We start from the raw sequence: 17,548 nt of genomic DNA, 5'->3' as shown, positions 1-17,548 counted from the left end.
GGCGGTGCCGGGGTCGCTGTACCGCTTCACCAGAACCGAAGGAGTGCTGTACCCGATGACCGCCCCCGCCCCGTTCGTCCTCGATCCGCTGGCCCGCGACAACGCCGCCGAGGGCGCGCTGCTGCGCGCCGCCGGCCCGGTGGTGCCGGTGGAGCTGCCCGGCGGCGTCGCCGCCTGGGCCGTGACCCGGCACGCGCCCGCCCGTGAGCTGCTGACCGATGCCCGGCTGGTGAAGGACGCCCGGCACTGGGCGGCGTTCCAGCGCGGCGAGGTGCCGAAGACCTGGCCGTTGATCGGTCTGGCGGTGCCCGGCCCGAGCATGGTGACCACCGACGGCGCGGAGCACCGGCGGCTGCGGGCGCTGGTGGCGCACGCGTTCACCCCGCGCCAGGTGGAGCTGATGCGCCCGCGGGTGGAGGCGATCACCCGGGACCTGCTGGACACCCTGGCGGCGGGGGACCCGGTGGTGGACCTGAAGTCCGCCTTCGCGTTCCCGCTGCCGATGACGGTGATCTGCTCGCTGCTCGGCGTACCGGAGTCGGAGCACGCGCTCCTGCGCGACCTCTACGAGCGGTTCTTCGGCGCCCGCCCGAACCCGGAGGGCATCCAGGCGACCATCGCCGGGCTGAACGCCTTCGTCAACGGTGTGGTGGCGCAGCGCCGTTCGGTCCCCGGCGAGGACCTGGCGAGCGTGCTGCTGCAGGCCGACGCCGAGGGCGGGGCGCTGACCGACGCGGAGGCGGCGGCCACCCTTCGGGTGATCATCGCGGCGGGTCACGAGACCACGGTGAACCTCATCGGCAACGCGGTGCGGGCGCTGCTGGCCCATCCGGACCAGCTGGAGCTGGTGCGGGCGGGCAAGGTCGGCTGGGACGCGGTGGTGGAGGAGTCGCTCCGCTGGACGCCGCCGACCAGCAACTTCCTGTTCCGGTTCACCACCGAGGACGTGGCGGTGGGCGACACGGTGATTCCGGCCGGGGAGCCGGTGCTGGTCTCCTACAACGCGATCGGCCGGGACCCGGCGCAGCACGGGGTGACGGCCGAGGTGTTCGACGTGACCCGGGATCCGATTCGGCACCTGTCGTTCGGGCACGGCCCGCACGTCTGCCCGGGCTCGCCGCTGGCCCGGTTGGAGGCGGGGATCGCGCTGCCGGCCCTGTTCGAGCGCTTTCCGGGGCTGTCGATGGCGGTGCCGGACGAGGAGCTGCGGCCGAGCGGCTCGCTGGTGGTGAACGCGCTGAAGGAGCTGCCGGTCCGGCTGTTCTGACGGCCGGGCGGTCGGGGCGGTCGGGGTGGCCGGGGCGGTCGGGTCGGAAAAAAGTGTCGCGGGCGCCCGGCGGTGGGTCCGTCGGGGCTCGCGGGCGCCCGGCGCGCAGGGTCACAACTGGGGCACGCGGTGACGAAGGGCGTGCCCGGACCTTGGCGGCACGTCGCGGCTGCGTTACCGTCGTCGGATCGGCCGGCCGCCGCGTCCATGTCGAACGTCGAACTCCGGTACAGCGCAATGCCGTTCTGTCGCACAGCCGAGCGTTCACGCCCCGGCGAGGAGGACCGCGTTGACTCCCACCCCGACCGTGCCGTCCACGACCGCGCCGCCCCCGTCCCCTGCCCGCCTCCGCCACCGCCGCCGTCCGCTCGCGGCGGTGGCCCTGCTGGCCGTCGCGGCCCTGACCGCGGCCTGCTCCAACAGCACCGACAGCTCCGGAGGTTCGGGCGGGGGCGGCAACCAGACCCTGTCCGGCGACTGCGCCCGCTACCAGCCCTACGCCGGCCACGGGGGCACCACGGTGACGGTGTTCGCCTCGATCCTCAGCCCCGAGTCGGACAACCTGGAGAAGTCCTGGGCCGACTTCAGCCGGTGCACCGGCATCCGGATCAGTTACGAGGGCAGCAACGACTTCGAGTCCCAGCTGCCGGTGCGGGTGAGCGGCGGCAACGCCCCGGACTTCGCGATCGTCCCGCAGCCCGGCCTGCTCGCGCAGATGGTCAAGAGCGGCAAGGTGGTCAAGCCGCCGCAGCAGACCGTGGCGAACCAGGAGAAGTGGAGCCCGGTCTGGAAGTCCTACGGGTCGGTCAACGGCACCTTCTACGCGGCGCCGATGAGCGCCAACATGAAGTCCCTGGTCTGGTACTCGCCCAAGACCTTCAAGCAGGCCGGCTACGAGGTCCCGAAGACCTGGGCCGACCTGATGGCGCTCAGTGACCGGATCGCCAAGGCGGGCGGCGGTGCCAAGCCGTGGTGCGGCGGCATCTCCTCCGGTACGGCCACCGGCTGGCCGGCCACCGACTGGCTGGAGGAGGTGGTCCTCGGCACGTACGGCGGCGAGGTCTACGACCAGTGGGTGAACCACCAGGTGAAGTTCTCCGATCCGAAGATCGCCGCGGCGATGAAGACGGTCGCCGACTGGATGCAGAACCCGGCCTGGGTCAACGGCGGCTACGGTGACGTGAAGTCGATCGCCACCACGACCTTCCAGGACGCGGGCGCGCCGATCCTCACCGGCAAGTGCCTGATGCTCCAGCAGGCTTCGTTCTACAAGGCGCAGTGGCCCAAGGACACGAAGATCGGGCCGGACGGCGACATCTTCGCCTTCCACCTGCCCGCGGTGAACCCCTCGGTGCCCAATCCGGTCGAGGGCGGCGGGGAGTTCCTCACCGCGTTCGCGAGCCGGCCCGAGGTGCAGGCGGTGCAGAACTACCTGTCCAGCGCCGACTGGGCGAGCAGTCGGGTGCGGACCGCGACCGGCTGGGTTTCGGCCAATCAGGGTGTGGACAAGAGCCTCTACACCGATCCGATCGACCGGATCTCCGCCGATGCGCTGACCGACCCGGCGGCGACCTTCCGGTTCGACGGTTCGGACCTCATGCCGGCCGCGGTCGGCGCCGGGCAGGAGTGGAAGTCGCTCACGGCCTGGTTCGCCGAGGGGCAGTCGATCCAGAAGACCGCCGCGGACATCGACGCCGCCTGGCCGCAGTAGCGGCGCGCGTCGCAGGACCACCTGCCGAAGGGCGGTGCGGGGCCACCCACCCGCACCGCCCGCCCCTCCGCTCCCTGCTTCCTCCGGTCCGCCCGGTTCCTGGTGCCCCTGGTTCCCGGTACCCCCGGTTCCCGGTATCCCCGTTCCGCCTCCCGTTGGGAAAGGACGTGACGCCATGTCCCTCGCCGCCGGTGCCTGGGGCGACGCGATGGTCAAGTTCGGCAACGGCCTCGGTGCGATCGCCGGCTTCGTCGGCATCCTGTTGCTGGTCTTCCTGGTCGCCGGCCGCGCCTCCGGCCGGATCGCCCGCCCGCTGGCCGTGCTGGTGCTGCTCGGACCGGCGCTGGTCCTGCTGCTGCTCGGCCTGGTCGCGCCGCTGGTCCGTACCGTCTACCTGAGCCTCTACAGCGACGACAGCAGCCGCTTCGTCGGCGGTGAGAACTTCGGCTGGGCCTTCACCACCGGCTCGGTGCGCGAGGTACTGGTCAACACCCTGCTCTGGCTGGTGATCGCGCCGCTGGTGGCGACCGGGCTGGGGCTGGTACTGGCCCTGCTGGTGGACCGGATGCGCGGCCAGGCGGTCTACAAGTCGCTGATCTTCATGCCGATGGCGATCTCCCTGGTCGGCGCCTCGATCATCTTCAAGTTCGTCTACGAGTCGCGCGACCACTCGCAGCGGCAGATCGGTCTGCTCAGTCAGCTGGCGATCTGGCTGGGCTGGGACGACCCGCCGAACTGGATGCTCACCCAGCCGCTCAACACCTTCCTGCTGATGGCCGTCATGGTGTGGGTGCAGACCGGCTTCGCCATGGTCGTGCTGTCGGCGGCGATCAAGGCGATCCCGGACGAGGTCACCGAGGCGGCCCGGCTGGACGGCGCCCAGGGGCTGCGGCTGTTCCGGCACGTCACCGTGCCGATGATCCGCACCACGGTGGTGGTGGTGCTGACCACGGTGATGATCACCACGCTGAAGGCCTTCGACATCGTCCGCACCATGACCGGCGGCAACTTCGGCACCCAGGTGCTGGCCAACGAGATGTACTCGCAGTCCTTCGTCCAGTTCAACACCGGACGGGGCAGCGCGCTGGCGGTGATCCTCTTCCTCGCGGTGCTGCCACTGGTGGCCTACAACATCCTCCAGCTGCGCAAGGAGCGTGCGGTCCGATGAGCGTACGGCGGGACGGCGGCGCCGTCCGGAAGGCCTTCTCCTCACCGCTGGCCTCGGTCTTCGTGATCGTGGTGACGGTGCTGTGGACCGTCCCCACCCTCGGGCTGCTGGTCACCTCGCTGCGCCCCAAACGGGACGTCACCGCGGACGGCTGGTGGAACGCCCTGCTCCACCCGGACCTCGGGCTGGACAACTACCACACGGTGCTGTTCGAGGGCGGCTCCGGCGTCTCCACCGGCCTGATGCCCTTCCTGGTGAACTCGCTGGCGATCAGCGTCCCGGCCACGCTCTTCCCGCTGGCGCTGGCGGCGATGGCCGCCTACGCGCTGGCCTGGGTGCGGTTCCGGGGCAGCGACACCCTGTTCTTCGTGGTCTTCGCGCTCCAGGTGGTGCCGCTGCAGATGGCGCTGATCCCGCTGCTCCAGCTGTTCTCGGGCGGTGCGCACCTGGGCTCGCTGACGCTGCTGCCGGCGCTGGACCTCAAGGGCACCTACGCGCCGGTGTGGCTGGCGCACACCATGTTCGCGCTGCCGCTGGCGATCTTCCTGCTGCACAACTTCATCGCCCAGCTGCCCCGCGACCTGATGGAGGCGGCGGTGGTGGACGGCGCCTCGCACTTCAAGATCTTCCGCTCGATCGTGCTGCCGCTCTGCACGCCCGCGCTGGCCTCGTTCGCGATCTTCCAGTTCCTCTGGGTCTGGAACGACCTGCTGGTGGCGCTCACCTTCGCCGGCGGGACCCCGGAGGTGGCGCCGATGACGGTCCGGCTGGCGCAGCTGTCCGGCTCCTTCGGCGGGCGGTGGGAGCTGCTGACGGCGGGGGCGTTCCTGTCGATCGTGATTCCGCTGGCGGTGTTCTTCGCGCTCCAGCGCTACTTCGTGCGCGGGCTGCTGGCCGGTTCGGTGAAGGGCTGACGGCGGTCCGGTCGAGCGCCGGCGCCGGCGCGCCCAACGGCTGTCTCCGGTCCGCCCGTTCGGCCCGTTCGGCCCGTTCCGCCCGGGGGAACGTCAGGGTTCAGGCCGTTCCAGGGTGAATGTGGCGGTTTCGTGGACACGGTCGGCGGGTTGCCGGTACACCGTTAGGGGCTGGTCGGCCGAGATGACACAGGGGGGCGGTCATGGCAGACAGGGGCACACGCCTGGGCGGGCGTACCGACAGACGCGGCGGCGATCGCGGCGGTGGCGGTCGGGGCGGCGGCGGGCGCGCGGGAGGGCGGTGGTGGCGGCGGGCCGGAGTCCTGCTGGCGGCCCTGGCCACGGCGGCGGCGCTGGTGTCCGGGCCGGGCGCGCCCCCGGCGGCGGCCGTCACGGCGACGCTCGGCACCACGGCGGTCGGCAGCGCCACCGATACGGCCGACTCCAACTACCTCAACGCCTCGCGGTACGTGACCGGTTCGGCCGGCGGCACGGTCAGTAGCGTCTCGGTGTACGTGGACGGCGTGGACGCCGCGCCCAACAACCGCTTCCAGGCCGCGATCTACCAGGACAACGGCGGCAGCCCGGGGGCCCTGCTGGCGAGCAGTGCCACCGCCACCCTCACCGGGTCGGGCTGGAACACCGTCCCGCTGACGGCCACCCTGACTGCCAACACACCGTACTGGCTGGCCTACAACAGCAACGGCTCCGGTCCGACGGTCAACAACCTGCGGTACAGCCCGGGCGGCACCAGCGTGTACGGCAACGGCGGCCTGCCGTTCGGCAGCTGGCCGGCCACCGCAGGTGCGGTCACCAGCAGCGGGCTGAGCTTCTCGATCTACGCCACGTACACCACCGAGGCGGCCCCGCCGCCCCCGTCGCCCGGCGCGGGGCCGGGCACCGAGGGCCCGATCCTGCTGGTCACCAGCCAGGCCAATCCGTACACCCGGTACCTGGCCGAGATCCTCAAGGCGGAGGGCCTGAACGCCTACCGCCAGGTGGACATCTCGGCCGTGACCGCCTCGGTGCTCGCCTCCGCCGAGGTGGTGCTGCTCGGCGAGATGCCGCTCACCGCCGCCCAGGCCGCACTGTTCACCACCTGGACCAACGGCGGCGGCGAACTGGTCGCGATGCGCCCGGACCGGCAGCTGGCACCGCTGTTCGGACTCACCCCGGCCACCGGAACCCGCGCCGACGCCTACCTCAAGGTCAACACCGGCGCCGCGCCCGGCGCCGGGATCACCGGCGACACCATGGGCTACCACGGCCCCGCCGACCTCTACACGCTGAACGGCGCCACCGCCGTCGCCACGCTGTACAGCGACGCCGCGACCGCGACCGCCAACCCGGCGGTCAGCCTGCGCACGGCCGGCAGCGGCCGTGCCGCCGCGTTCAGCTACGACCTCGCCAGGTCGGTGGTGCAGACCCGGCAGGGCAACGCCGCCTGGGCCGGCCAGCAGCGCGACGGCGTCGACGGCTACGAGGCCAGCGAGATGTTCTTCGGCACCGGCGGCCAGCCCGACTGGAACGACCTGGACAAGGCGCTGATCCCGATCGCCGACGAGCAGCAGCGGCTGCTCGCCAACCTGCTCACCCAGCTCGCCTCCACCGCGCAGCCGTTGCCGCGGTTCTGGTACTTCCCGCGCGACGTCAAGGCCGTCGTGGTGATGACCGGGGACGACCACGGCGTGGGCGGCACGGCCGGCCGCTGGGACGGCTACATCGCGCAGAGCCCGCCCGGCTGCTCGGTCGCGAACTGGGAGTGCGTCCGCGGCTCCTCCTACATCTACACGGACGACCCGCTCACCCCGGCCCAGGCGAAGGCGTACAGCGACCAGGGCTTCGAGGTCGGCGTGCACATCAGCACCAACTGCCGCCCCTGGGGCAGCACCTCGGTCCTCCAGGGCTACTACCGGGACCAGCTGGCGGCGTGGCGGGCCAAGTACCCGAACCTGCCGAACCCGTCGAGCAGCCGCACCCACTGCGTGGAGTGGGACGACTGGGCCACCCAGGCGAGGACCAAGCTCGCCAACGGGATCCGGCTGGACACCGACTACTACTTCTACCCCTCGAACTTCACCCAGGACCGGCCCGGCTACTTCAACGGCACGGCGCAGATCATGCGCTTCGCCGACACCGACGGCAGCGTGATCGACGAGTACCAGGCCACCACCCAGCTCACCGACGAGTCCGGCCAGTCCTACCCGGGCACCGTCAACACCCTGCTCGACGCGGCGTACGGCGCCAAGGGCTACTACGCGGCCCTGACCGCCAACATCCACACCGACTTCGCCGCCTCCGCCGCCTCGGACGCGGTCGTCGCCGCCGCCAAGGCGCACGGCGCCCCGGTGGTGTCCGGTCGGCAGATGCTCACCTGGCTGGACGGGCGCAACGCCTCGGCCTTCACCGGGCTGTCCTGGAACGGGAGCGCGCTGACCTTCGGCATCACCGGCGGGGCCAACGGACTGCGCGCCATGCTGCCGGTCGACGCGGCCGCGGGCACGCTGACCGGGATCACCTCGGGCGGCCATCCGGTGCCGTACCGGGTCGAGACGGTCAAGGGCATCGCCTACGCGTTCTTCGACGGCGCGGTCGGCTCCTACAGCGCGAGCTACGGGCAGGACACCACCGCGCCCGCGGTGATCGGCACCACCCCGGCCGGTGGCGCCGACGGGGTGGCCCCGGGCACGGCGGTGCGGTTCTCCTTCAGTGAGCCGCTGGACCCGGCGAGCGTCACCGGCGGGTCCGTCACCCTGCGGGCCACGGCCGGCGGCGCGGCGGTCGCGGGGTCGGTGGCCCACGACGCGGCGGCGAACGGCGTGGTGTTCACGCCGGCCGCCCCGCTGGCACTCACGACCGGGTGGACCGCGACCGTCCAGGGTGTCCGGGACCGGTCCGGGAACGCCCTGGCCGCCCCGTACACGTTCTCCTTCACCACCGGGGGAGCGGAGCCGCGGACGATCGGGAACACGGCGGTGGGCTCGCTGATCGACGACACCGACTCCAACCACCTGAACGGCAGCCGGGTGACCACCGGCGCCGATCCGGCGGCGCTCACCGCGCTGAGCGTGCACGTCGGACCGATCGCCGCGGCGCCCAACAACCGGTACCAGCTGGCCGTCTACACCGACGCGGGCGGCTCGCCGGGCACGCTGGTGGCCGCCACGGGCTCGGGCACGCTGACCGCCAACGCGTGGAACTCGCTGCCGGTGAACCTCACCCTGAGCGCCAACACCTCGTACTGGTTCGTCTACAACACCAACGGCACGAGCACCACGGTGAACAACATGAACTACTCGACCGGCACGGCCGGGCAGGGGGCGTACAGCAACACGGTGGTGCCGTTCGGGACGTGGCCGGCGGACTTCGGGCCGGCGGTGAAGGACGCCTTCCGGTACTCGCTCTACGGGACGTACTGACGCGGGTCCACTTCCTCCTCGGCTTCGGGCCGGGCTCTGTCACAGGGGTGTGACAGGGCCCGGTCCGGTATTTTTGAACCTGTTCAGAATGGTCTACAGTCGGCTTCGGCCGTGGTGCCCGGTGTCCTCACCGGTGTGGTTCCGCGTGCTCGTCGGCGGACCGCCCGGAGGGTGGATTCCGCGTTCCCACCCGACCATTGAGGGGGATCCCATGTCCGGATTCAGCATGCCCGCCGCGGGCGGAGTGCCGCCCCGGCCCGGTGCCGGCGGTACTGGTGCCGGGGCGGACGCGGGGGTGGGTGCCGGGGCTGGTGGCGGTGTGCCGGTGGCCGGGCCCACCGGGGCCTTCGGCCCTGCCGGTGGTCACGGTCCCGGTGGTTACGGCCCCGGCGGTGCTTCCGGCGCCGACCCGTACCGGGCGCCCGGCACCCCCGCGCCGCAGCCGTTCCAGTGGCTGCGGCCCCGCGACGTTCCAGTGGCTGCGGCCCAGCGACCCGGGGCGGAAGGCCCCGGCCACCGGCCGGACGGTGCTGGCGGCGGTGCTCGCCGGTCTGCTCAGCTCCTGGCTGCTGATCGACGGACTCGGCGTCAACCTGCTGCTCTGCGCCGCGGTCGTCACCGTGGGCGCCGGGGCCGCCGCCCGGGCCGCCGGTCGCCGTCCGAGGGTCTGGACCGTGCTGTGGAGCGCGCTCGCGCTCGCCCTGCTCGCCGTCCCGGCGCTGTACGAGGCGGGCTGGCCGGTGCTGCTGAGCACCGTCTGGGCGGTGGGCCTGGCCTCGCTGGCGCTGCACGGCGGACGGCGCTGGAGCGGCGTCCTGCTCGCGCTGCCCGGCCTGCTCTGGCAACTGGTGCCCGGACTGGTGTGGGCCGGCCGGGCCCTGCGCGGCCGTCGCGCGGGCGACCGGGGCCAGCTGGTGCCGGTGCTCAAGGGCGTCCTGGCGGCGGTGGTGCTGCTGACCGTCTTCGGCGCCCTGTTCGCCGGTGCGGACGCGGCCATGGCGAACGTTCTGGAGAGCCTCGTCCCCAGCCTTGACCTCGGTGAACTCCCGGCCCGCGCGGCCCTGTTCGCGCTCGGCATGGCGGTTGCGCTGGGCTTCGCCCACATCGCGGCGGGCCCGCGGCGCTGGGACCGCACCGTGGTCCGGCCGGGCCGTGCCCGGGGCCGGCTGGAGTGGGCCCTGCCGCTGGCCGCGCTGAACCTCATGTTCGGCGCCTTCGTGGTGCTCCAGGCGGTGGTGGTGCTCGGCGGCGCCGAGGCGATCCTGGAGCGCACCGGGATGAGCCGTTCCGAGTACGCCCGGCAGGGTTTCTGGCAGCTGCTGGTGGTCACCGTGCTGACCCTGGTGGTCGTCGCGCTCGCCAAGCGCTGGGCGCCGCGCGGGACGGAGGCCGACCGCCGGCTGGTGCGGCTGCTGCTCGGCGCGCTCTGCCTGCTGACCCTGGTGGTGGTGGCCGCGGCGCTCGGGCGGATGTGGTTCTACGTGGACGCCTCCGGTCTGACCACCCTGCGGCTCTGGGTGCTGGCGGTCGAGATCTGGCTGGGCGTGGTGTTCGTGCTGCTGATCGTGGCGGGCCTGACCCCGTCGGCCGGCTGGCTGCCGCGTGCGGCGGTGCTCAGCGCGGTGGCGGCCGCCGCCGTCTATGGGCTGATGGGGCCGGACGCGATCGTCGCGGAGCACAACGTGGCCCGCTTCGAGCGGACCGGGCAGATCGATCTGCGCAACGTCCGCTACCTCTCGGTGGACGCCGTGCCGGCCCTGGACCGGCTGCCCGGCGACTACCGGACGTGTGCGCTGGGCCTGGTGGCGTACAACCTGCGGGCGGAGGGCTCCACGCCCTGGTACGCCACCAGCCTGGCGGCGTCGCGGGCCCGGGGGATCCTTGCCGAACGGCCCATGCCGGACCACTATTCGTACGCGGAGGACGCCTGCGACCGGGTGGGCATGAGCCGCGACTACGCCTTCGAGGGCTGAGCGTCGGCGCCGGCCCCGGTGGCTGCCAGCCTCCGGGGAATGCGCGAAGGGCCGGTCGGGAGCGTACTGCTCCCGACCGGCCCTGTGTCGTGCTGTGGTGCCTCGTGCTGTGGTGCGTCGTGCCGTGTTGCGCGGTGTCGCGTCCGGTGCGGCCCACCGAGGTGGGCGACCGGGTCAGTGCACGGCGACGCCGGCGGTGTCCGACGGCAGGTCGGAGGCCTTCGCCTTGATGGCGACGACCGCGATCACGAAGGCCAGGCCCGCCATCACGGCGCCGACGATGAAGCCGTGCGAGATGCCCTGCGCGAGCACCTCGTTGGCCGCGCCGGTGCCCTTCGGGAACTCCTGCTTCTCCAGCAGCCAGGCCTTCTGCTCCGGGGTGGCCGTGGCCATGAAGCCGGGCAGCTGGACCTTGGCCTCGGCGGTCGCGTAGTGCGCGAACACCGTGGTCAGGATCGACAGGCCGAGCGAGCCGCCGATCTGCTGCATCGAGTTCAGCAGGCCGGAGGCGGCGCCGGTCTCCTGGCCGGAGACGCCCGCGACGGCGAGCAGCATGACCGGGACGAAGACCAGGCCCATGCCGAAGCCGAAGACCACGGTGGGGCCGAGGATGCCGTCCACGTAGCCGCTGTCGGCGTTCATGAAGGTCAGCCAGGTGAGCCCGACGGTGACAAGCAGTGCGCCGCCCGCCATGAACGGCTTCGGGCCGTACTTGGCCTGGAAGGTGGAGGCCAGCTGGGCGGCCACGATGATCGAGGCGCTGATCGGCATGAAGGCGAAGCCGGCCTTGAGCGGGCTGTAGTCCAGCGGGCCCTGCACGAAGAGCGTGATGTAGAAGAAGATGCCGAACATGGCGGCGGCCAGGCAGAGCATCATCACCAGACCGCCGGTGCGGTTCCGGTTCGCGAACAGCTTCAGCGGGGTGATCGGCTGCGCGGTGCGGGTCTCGATGACCACGAACGCGGCCACCAGCACGACGCCGCCGGCGAAGGAGCCGAGCGTCACCGGGTCCGTCCAGCCGTCGGACGCGGCGCGGATGAAGCCGTACACCAGGCCGACCAGGCCGAGCGTCGAGGTGAGTGCGCCCGGCAGGTCGAACTTGCCCGGGTGGCGCTCCGACTCGGCGATGTAGCGCGGCGCGGCGAAGGCGATCAGGACGGCGATCGGCACGTTGACGAAGAAGACCCAGCGCCAGTCGAGGTACTCGGTGAGCAGGCCGCCGGCCAGCAGGCCGATCGCGGCGCCCGAACCGGCCACCGCGGAGAACACGCCGAAGGCCCGGTTGCGTTCGGGCCCCTCGTCGAAGTTGGTGGCGATCAGGGCGAAGGCCGTCGGCGAGCAGATCGCGCCGCCGATGCCCTGGAGCGCGCGGGCGGCCAGCAGCATGCCGCCGTCCTGCGCGAAGCCGCCGAGCAGCGAGGCCAGCCCGAACAGCAGCGTGCCGGCGATGAAGACCCGTCGCCGGCCGAGGATGTCGCCCGCGCGTCCGCCGAGCAGCAGCAGGCCGCCGAAGGTGAGCGTGTAGGCGTTGATCACCCACGAGAGGTTGGTGGTGGAGAAGTCCAGCGCGTCCCTGATCTGCGGCAGGGCGATGTTCACGATGGTGGCGTCGAGCACCACCATCAGCTGCGTGGCCGCGATCACGGCGAGGGTGATGCCCTTGTTCGGGCCGTGCCCGCTCCGCGCCGGAGAGTTCTTGCTGAGTGTGTCGGAGATAGCCAAGTTGATGCCCCCTGCTGGCTACTGCTTCGTATGCTGCGGACCCTGGGGTCCGGCTCGGCCCGACGGCGTCCCGCGGGCTATGAAGGAACGGTATCGTTCACTACTGTGGACGATAGCGTCGGCGAGATTATGAACGCAAGCGTTCCTTAGGGTTGGTGATGATGGATCAGTTGGTGCGGCGCCAGGCGAAGGACCGCTCGGCCGGCCGGCAGACCCCCCGGGTCGAGGCGGAGCGCGCGCCCGAGCCCACGCGGGGCCCCTGCCCGGTCCAGGCCGTGGCCGAGGCGCTGACCAGGCCGGCGCGGCGGCGCGGGCGGGAGCTGGAGGCGGCGATCTTCGAAGCGACGCTCGATCAGCTCACCTCCGGCGGGTTCGCGCGGCTGACGATGGAAGGGGTCGCCGGTGCCGCGCGCACCGGAAAGGCCGCGCTGTACCGGCGGTGGGCGTCCAAGGTGGAACTGGTCATCGACGCCCTGGACTCCACTCTCCCACGCCCTACCGACACCCCGGACTTCGGGTCCGCCCGTGAGGAACTGCGGTACCTGGTCGAGAGTTTCGCCTCGGTGACGCGCTCCCGGGCGGGCGGCGCCGTGACCGCGGTGATGGCCGAGCTGGACCACGAACAGGCGCAGCTGTTCAAGGACTTCATCGCCCAGCGGATGATCGAGCCCACCAAGGGCGTGATCCTGGAAATCCTCCGCCGGGGCGCCGAGCGCGGCGACGTCCGGCCGGACGCCGCCACCCCGCTGGTCGCCGACGTCGTCCCGGCGATGCTGCTGTACCGGGTGAAGGTCTGCGGCCGCCAGGTCGGGCCCGAGTTCGTCGACCAGTTGGTGGACGAGGTCCTCGTTCCGCTGATCCGGATGTGAGGGGGCCGCCCGGTCTCCGGCCCGGCTTCCTGTCTGCCTTTCCGCTGGCTTTCCCGCTCGGCTTTCCGTCCGGTCTCCCGTCCGGTGGGGGCCCGGGGCGGGGCCGGGGCGGGGCCGGGGCGGGGACGGGCCGGGGACGGGCCGGGGGTGCGGGCGGGTGGCTTAGGCTGGAGTCCGACCAGCTGAACGGACCCCCTCATGCCCATCGTCCCGCCGACGCACTCCGTCGAGCGTTCGCTGCGCCGGGCCGGCGCCAAGATCGTGGTCGGCCTCGACGAGGTCGGGCGTGGTGCCTGGGCCGGTCCGGTCACCGTGGGCGCGGCCGTCACCGGCCTGCGCCGGCCCCCCGAGGGGCTGACCGACTCCAAGCTGCTCACCCAGCTCCGCCGTGAGGCACTCGCACCCGTCCTCGCCGACTGGGTCACCGCGTACGCCCTCGGCCACGCCTCCGCCACGGAGTGCGACGAGCTCGGGATGACGGCCGCGCTGCGGCTGGCCGCCGTCCGTGCGCTGGAGGCGCTGCCGGTGGAGCCGGACGCGGTGATCCGGACGCGGTGATCCTGGACGGCAAGCACGACTACCTCGGCGGCCCCTGGCGGGTGCGCACGGTGATCAAGGGCGACCAGTCGTGCATCTGCGTGGCCGCCGCCTCCGTGCTCGCCAAGGTCCACCGCGACGGCATGATGGCCGAACTCGGTGAGGAGCACCCCGAGTACGCCTTTGCCGACAACGCCGGCTACCCCTCCCCGGTCCACCGGGCCGCACTGGAGGAGCTCGGGCCGACCGAGCACCACCGCCTCTCCTGGTCCTATCTGGACGCGCTGCCCAAGTGGCGTCATCTGAAGCGGATCCGGGTGCTGCCCGGCCCCGCCGGGACGGTCTCCGCGGAGTCCGCCGGGGAGCAGCTCGCGCTCGGTTTCTGACACTACGTCGGGATATTTCGACCGCGGACCGTAGGGCCCGCGGTGCCCAATGGGTGGGGCGCCCGTGCGCGTTCGACCGGCATTTGATAGATATCCGGGTATGCCTGTCTTCCCCGAGGAGCCGGAGATCAACGAGAGCCTCCCGGGCCCCGGCGTTCCCAGTCCCCGCGAGTCGGACGCACAAGCCCTCCACGCGCCAGCCACCGGCGGCGCGACCCCCGTCGTACCGTCGGCCGCCGGCCCCGCGCCGGTCCAGGTGCCGGGGCCCCGCCCCGCACCGCCGCGGGCGGCGCGGCCGCGTTCGACGAGCGCGCGTGCGGACCGTCCGGGGCCGTCGCCGCGGCCGAGCCCGATCCCCAAGCCCGGTCCCCGACCGGCGCCGCAGCCGACGCCGCAAGCAGCGCCGGTCGAGGTGCGGCACGTCCCCGCCAGTCGGGCGGCTGCGTTGGACCGCGCCGACGAGACCGTCGACCTGCTGCTGGACGCCGGCCGCGAGCCCGGCGCCGTCCTGGTGCTGACCGTCGGCGGGGCGCACCCGTGGCAGCAGCACGAACTCTCCTTCGGCGAGGAGCGCTACTGGGCGCAACTCACCGAGGGCGGCGACGTCTTCTACGCCGACGCGGAGCTGACCCGCCCGGTCCGCCGCCCGGTGGTCGTACTGGTCGTCAACGGCGGTTCGGCCGAGCGCGCCGCGGCGGCGTACGCCAAGGCGCTGCGTGCGGCACGCGGAGGAACTGCTGGTGGTCTGCGGCGGCGCCGACCCGGCGGTCGCCGGTACGCCGCTCGCCGCCGCCGGCGCACCCGCTCCGCGCGTTCTGCCCGCCTGAGACCCACGCTCGGATCCGCGACCCGCGGGGGCCCTTCGGCCCTCGCGGGACCGGCCTTCCGGCCCGGTCGATGGTCTGGTCGACGACCTGTGCGTTGACCCTGTCCAGTCCTGTTCGGTCCCCTCCTCCCCGTCCTGTTCCGTCCCGGCCCGGTGCCCCATGGGTGCCGGGCTTCGGCATGCCGGGGCCCGGGACGGCGCGGATGCTGTGGAGGGGCAGGGGTGGAAGGGGCAGGTGGGGAGGCAGGGGTGCGGGCCGCTCGACCGGCGGGGCGGCGGTGCACGCCGGACCCGACGCGTGCCGGACCGGCGTCGGCCGTCACGGACCGCGGACGGGAGGCCTTCCGGTCAGCGGGTGCCGGTGCGCCGGGCCGGTTCGATCGCCGTGACCCGGGCGGGCGTCCACGGGCGGTCGCCCTGGCGGGACCGCTGGGGCCGTTCGCCGTGCTGCAGCCGCTCGGGTGCCGGCCGCAGGGGCCGCTGGCCGTGCGAACCCTCCAGTGCCGTGCGCGGTGGCAGCTCGGTCACGGTGTGGACCGGACCTTCCGCCCACGACCCCGCGTGCGGATTGCGGCCGCCCCGTCCGTCCCCGAGGATCTGCCAGCCGGCCGGGGTCAGCGCCACGTACGCTCCGCAGCGCAGCCCGTGCAGGGCGGCAGCGTCCCGCAGGGCCCACATCCACGCGCCGTCCTGCTCCGTCCAGCCGGCCGCGCCCTCGCGGCAGCGCAGCAGCACGGCCGTCCGGGCCGGGCTGGGCAGGCGCAGGTCGTGCGGGGTGACCTGGCGCAGGTGGGCGAGGATCGCGTTGCGGTGCTGCCAGCCGTCCGCATCGTGCGGCCAGGGGGCGAAGGAGGCCGAGGCGGTCACCCGGTGCTCGGGGTCCAGGACGGCGACCACAACCGTGCCCGGCTGCGGCAGGTGCCGCTGGTGCAGCTCCAGCACGAAGTCGCGAGGGTCGCGGAGCAGTGGGATCCCCGAGTCCGTCCAGGCCTCCAGGTCGAGCATCCGTCTGGGCGACGAGCTCCGGGCGAGGGGATACTGACCTCGGTCGATGCCGCTGATCACGATCCTCCTTCCCGACCCACGGGCGCGCGGGTGCATGCGTACGCCGGAGGCACGGTCCATGGGACCGGGCTCCGGGTACGGTCCAATTCTCAGGGTAGGAGGGGTGGAGCGGCAATGATGAAATGATGAACGCCGCCCGAAAGCCAACGTTCTGCCGGATATATTCCACGGTCGCGTGAAACCGGCCAGGACGCCTCCGGACCGCGGTCCGGCCGCGTCGCAGCGCACTCCGGAGCATCTCCGACATCTCCGTTCCTCCTTTCCCGCGATGGTCTCCGTTGATCCGCCGGCGGATCCCGCCGCCGGACCGGCGCCGCGGCCGGTCCGTCCTCGTGCTGGTCCCGCTCTCCCGCCGTTCCTCCTCCCCGGCCGTTCCGCTGCCCGCGTCCGACCCGCGCCGGAGCGGGGACGACGCCCTCCGTCAGCCCTGGACCGCCAGGACGAGCGGCAGGACCGCGCTCGCCCCGGCCCGGCGCAGCAGCCGGGCGGCCACGGTGACCGTCCACCCCGAGTCGACCAGGTCGTCCACCAGCAGCACCGGTCCGCCGGCGGCCGCCAGCGCCGAGGCCAGCTCCGGCGGCAGGGTGAGCGCGCCCGCCACCGAGTTCAGCCGCTGGGCGCTGTTGCTGCGCGAGCCGTGCGGCGGCTGCCCGGTCGCGTACTCGATCCGCCCGAGCAGCGGCATCCGCCCGATCTCGGCGATCCTGGCGCCGAGGCTGCCGACCAGCTGGGGCCTGGACGAGGAGGCCATGGTGACCACGCCGACCGGCCGGTCCAGCCGGGCGCCGTCGGCCGCCGCCGGGCCGGCCCAGCCGCCCGGCCCGCGTGCCCAGTCGGCCAGCACGGTGACCAGCGCGTCCACCGCCTCGCCGGGGACCGGCCCGTCCGGGGCCTGGTCGGCGAGCAGGGAGCGCAGTCGGTTGCCCCAGCCGATGTCCGAGAGGCGGCCGAGCGCGCGGCCCGTCTCGGCCTGCTCCCCGGCCGGGATGCGGCCCTTGAGCGGGACGCCCAGGGCGTCCATGCCGGTGGGCCAGAGCCGCCGCGGCTCGAAGCCCACGCCGGGGCGGCCGAGCGCGGCCCGGGCCGCCTCCAGCGCCTGGTCCGAGACCTCGGGCCCGTGCAGCGGCCCGGCGCAGTTGTCGCACCGCCCGCACGGCACGGCCTCCTCGTCGTCCAGCTGGCGGCGCAGGAACTCCATCCGGCAGCCGCTGCCGGTCGCGTACTCGCGCATCGCCCGCTGCTCGGCCTCCCGGGAGGCGGCGACCTTGGCGTAGCGGGCGCTGTCGTACTCCCAGCTCCGGCCGGTGGCCGTCCAGCCGCCCTTGACCCGGCGGACGGCGCCGTCCACGTCGAGCACCTTGAGCATGGTCTCCAGCCGGGCGCGGCGGAGGTCCACCCGGGGCTCCAGTGCGGCGGTGGAGAGCGGCCGACCGGCCTCGGCCAGCGCGTCGATGGTGCGGCGGACCTGCTCCTCGGGCGGGAAGGCGAGCGAGGCGAAGTAGCGCCAGATCGCCTCGTCCTCGCGACCGGGCAGCAGCAGCACCTCCGCCCGGTCGACCCCGCGCCCGGCCCGGCCGACCTGCTGGTAGTAGGCGATCGGGGAGCTGGGAGAGCCGAGGTGGACCACGAAGCCGAGGTCGGGCTTGTCGAAGCCCATGCCGAGGGCGGAGGTGGCGACCAGCGCCTTGACC

The 17,548-nt window shown here is 73.1% G+C and carries 11 protein-coding genes and 1 pseudogene; 9 read left to right on the top strand and 3 right to left on the bottom strand.

The genetic code is table 11. The annotated features are described in order from the left end of the window. Positions 1 to 55 precede the first annotated feature (55 nt). From VR45_RS16475 to VR45_RS16450, 6 genes are all read left to right on the top strand, one after another. Positions 56 to 1,267, top strand: a complete 1,212-nt coding sequence (locus VR45_RS16475; RefSeq protein ID WP_045940512.1) for a cytochrome P450 — start codon at positions 56 to 58, stop codon at positions 1,265 to 1,267. Positions 1,268 to 1,556: 289 nt separating this feature from the next. Next, positions 1,557 to 2,978, top strand: a complete 1,422-nt coding sequence (locus tag VR45_RS16470; protein ID WP_078896572.1) for an ABC transporter substrate-binding protein — start codon at positions 1,557 to 1,559, stop codon at positions 2,976 to 2,978. Between the two features lie 175 nt (positions 2,979 to 3,153). Further along, positions 3,154 to 4,146, top strand: coding sequence for a sugar ABC transporter permease (locus VR45_RS16465; protein ID WP_052709141.1), 993 nt, complete (start codon positions 3,154 to 3,156; stop codon positions 4,144 to 4,146). Beyond that, positions 4,143 to 5,060: a carbohydrate ABC transporter permease gene (locus VR45_RS16460; RefSeq protein ID WP_045940511.1), complete on the top strand. Its 918-nt coding sequence runs from the start codon at positions 4,143 to 4,145 to the stop codon at positions 5,058 to 5,060. Before VR45_RS16465 ends, VR45_RS16460 begins: the two co-directional genes overlap by 4 nt. A 203-nt stretch (positions 5,061 to 5,263) precedes the next feature. Then, the gene (locus VR45_RS42375; RefSeq protein WP_159394234.1) at positions 5,264 to 8,479 is read left to right on the top strand and encodes an Ig-like domain-containing protein; all 3,216 of its coding nucleotides are present in this window, start codon (positions 5,264 to 5,266) and stop codon (positions 8,477 to 8,479) included. A gap of 392 nt (positions 8,480 to 8,871) precedes the next feature. Beyond that, positions 8,872 to 10,452, top strand: a complete 1,581-nt coding sequence (locus tag VR45_RS16450; RefSeq protein ID WP_159394233.1) for a DUF4173 domain-containing protein — start codon at positions 8,872 to 8,874, stop codon at positions 10,450 to 10,452. Positions 10,453 to 10,626: 174 nt separating this feature from the next. On the opposite strand, the gene VR45_RS16445 is transcribed toward VR45_RS16450, so the two are convergent. Further along, positions 10,627 to 12,168, bottom strand: coding sequence for an MFS transporter (locus VR45_RS16445; RefSeq protein WP_286163266.1), 1,542 nt, complete (start codon positions 12,166 to 12,168; stop codon positions 10,627 to 10,629). A 164-nt stretch (positions 12,169 to 12,332) separates the two neighbouring features. Here VR45_RS16445 and VR45_RS16440 point away from each other — a divergent pair, with 164 nt between their 5' ends. The 3 genes and pseudogenes from VR45_RS16440 to VR45_RS47900 all read left to right on the top strand — a co-directional run bounded on the left by VR45_RS16440 (position 12,333) and on the right by VR45_RS47900 (position 14,891). Beyond that, positions 12,333 to 13,043 (top strand): TetR/AcrR family transcriptional regulator, encoded by a 711-nt coding sequence (locus VR45_RS16440; RefSeq protein WP_079008266.1) that lies wholly within the window; start codon positions 12,333 to 12,335, stop codon positions 13,041 to 13,043. 198 nt (positions 13,044 to 13,241) lie between these two features. Then, positions 13,242 to 13,966, top strand: a pseudogene (locus VR45_RS16435) (ribonuclease HII). Positions 13,967 to 14,411: 445 nt separating this feature from the next. Beyond that, the gene (locus tag VR45_RS47900) at positions 14,412 to 14,891 is read left to right on the top strand and encodes a hypothetical protein (protein WP_063772494.1); all 480 of its coding nucleotides are present in this window, start codon (positions 14,412 to 14,414) and stop codon (positions 14,889 to 14,891) included. Positions 14,892 to 15,140: 249 nt separating this feature from the next. On the opposite strand, the gene VR45_RS16425 is transcribed toward VR45_RS47900, so the two are convergent. Next, positions 15,141 to 15,797, bottom strand: coding sequence for a hypothetical protein (locus tag VR45_RS16425; protein ID WP_052709138.1), 657 nt, complete (start codon positions 15,795 to 15,797; stop codon positions 15,141 to 15,143). Positions 15,798 to 16,278: 481 nt separating this feature from the next. After that, on the bottom strand, positions 16,279 to 17,548 hold a 1,270-nt coding region (locus VR45_RS16420; RefSeq protein WP_045940509.1), incomplete at its 5' end, for a helicase-related protein.

This window comes from Streptomyces sp. NRRL S-495 (assembly GCF_000966955.1).
GTDB classification, from domain to species: Bacteria; Actinomycetota; Actinomycetes; order Streptomycetales; family Streptomycetaceae; genus Kitasatospora; species Kitasatospora purpeofusca.
Note: the sequence above shows the minus strand (reverse complement) of the source record. Positions and strands in the feature narration are given on the sequence as shown.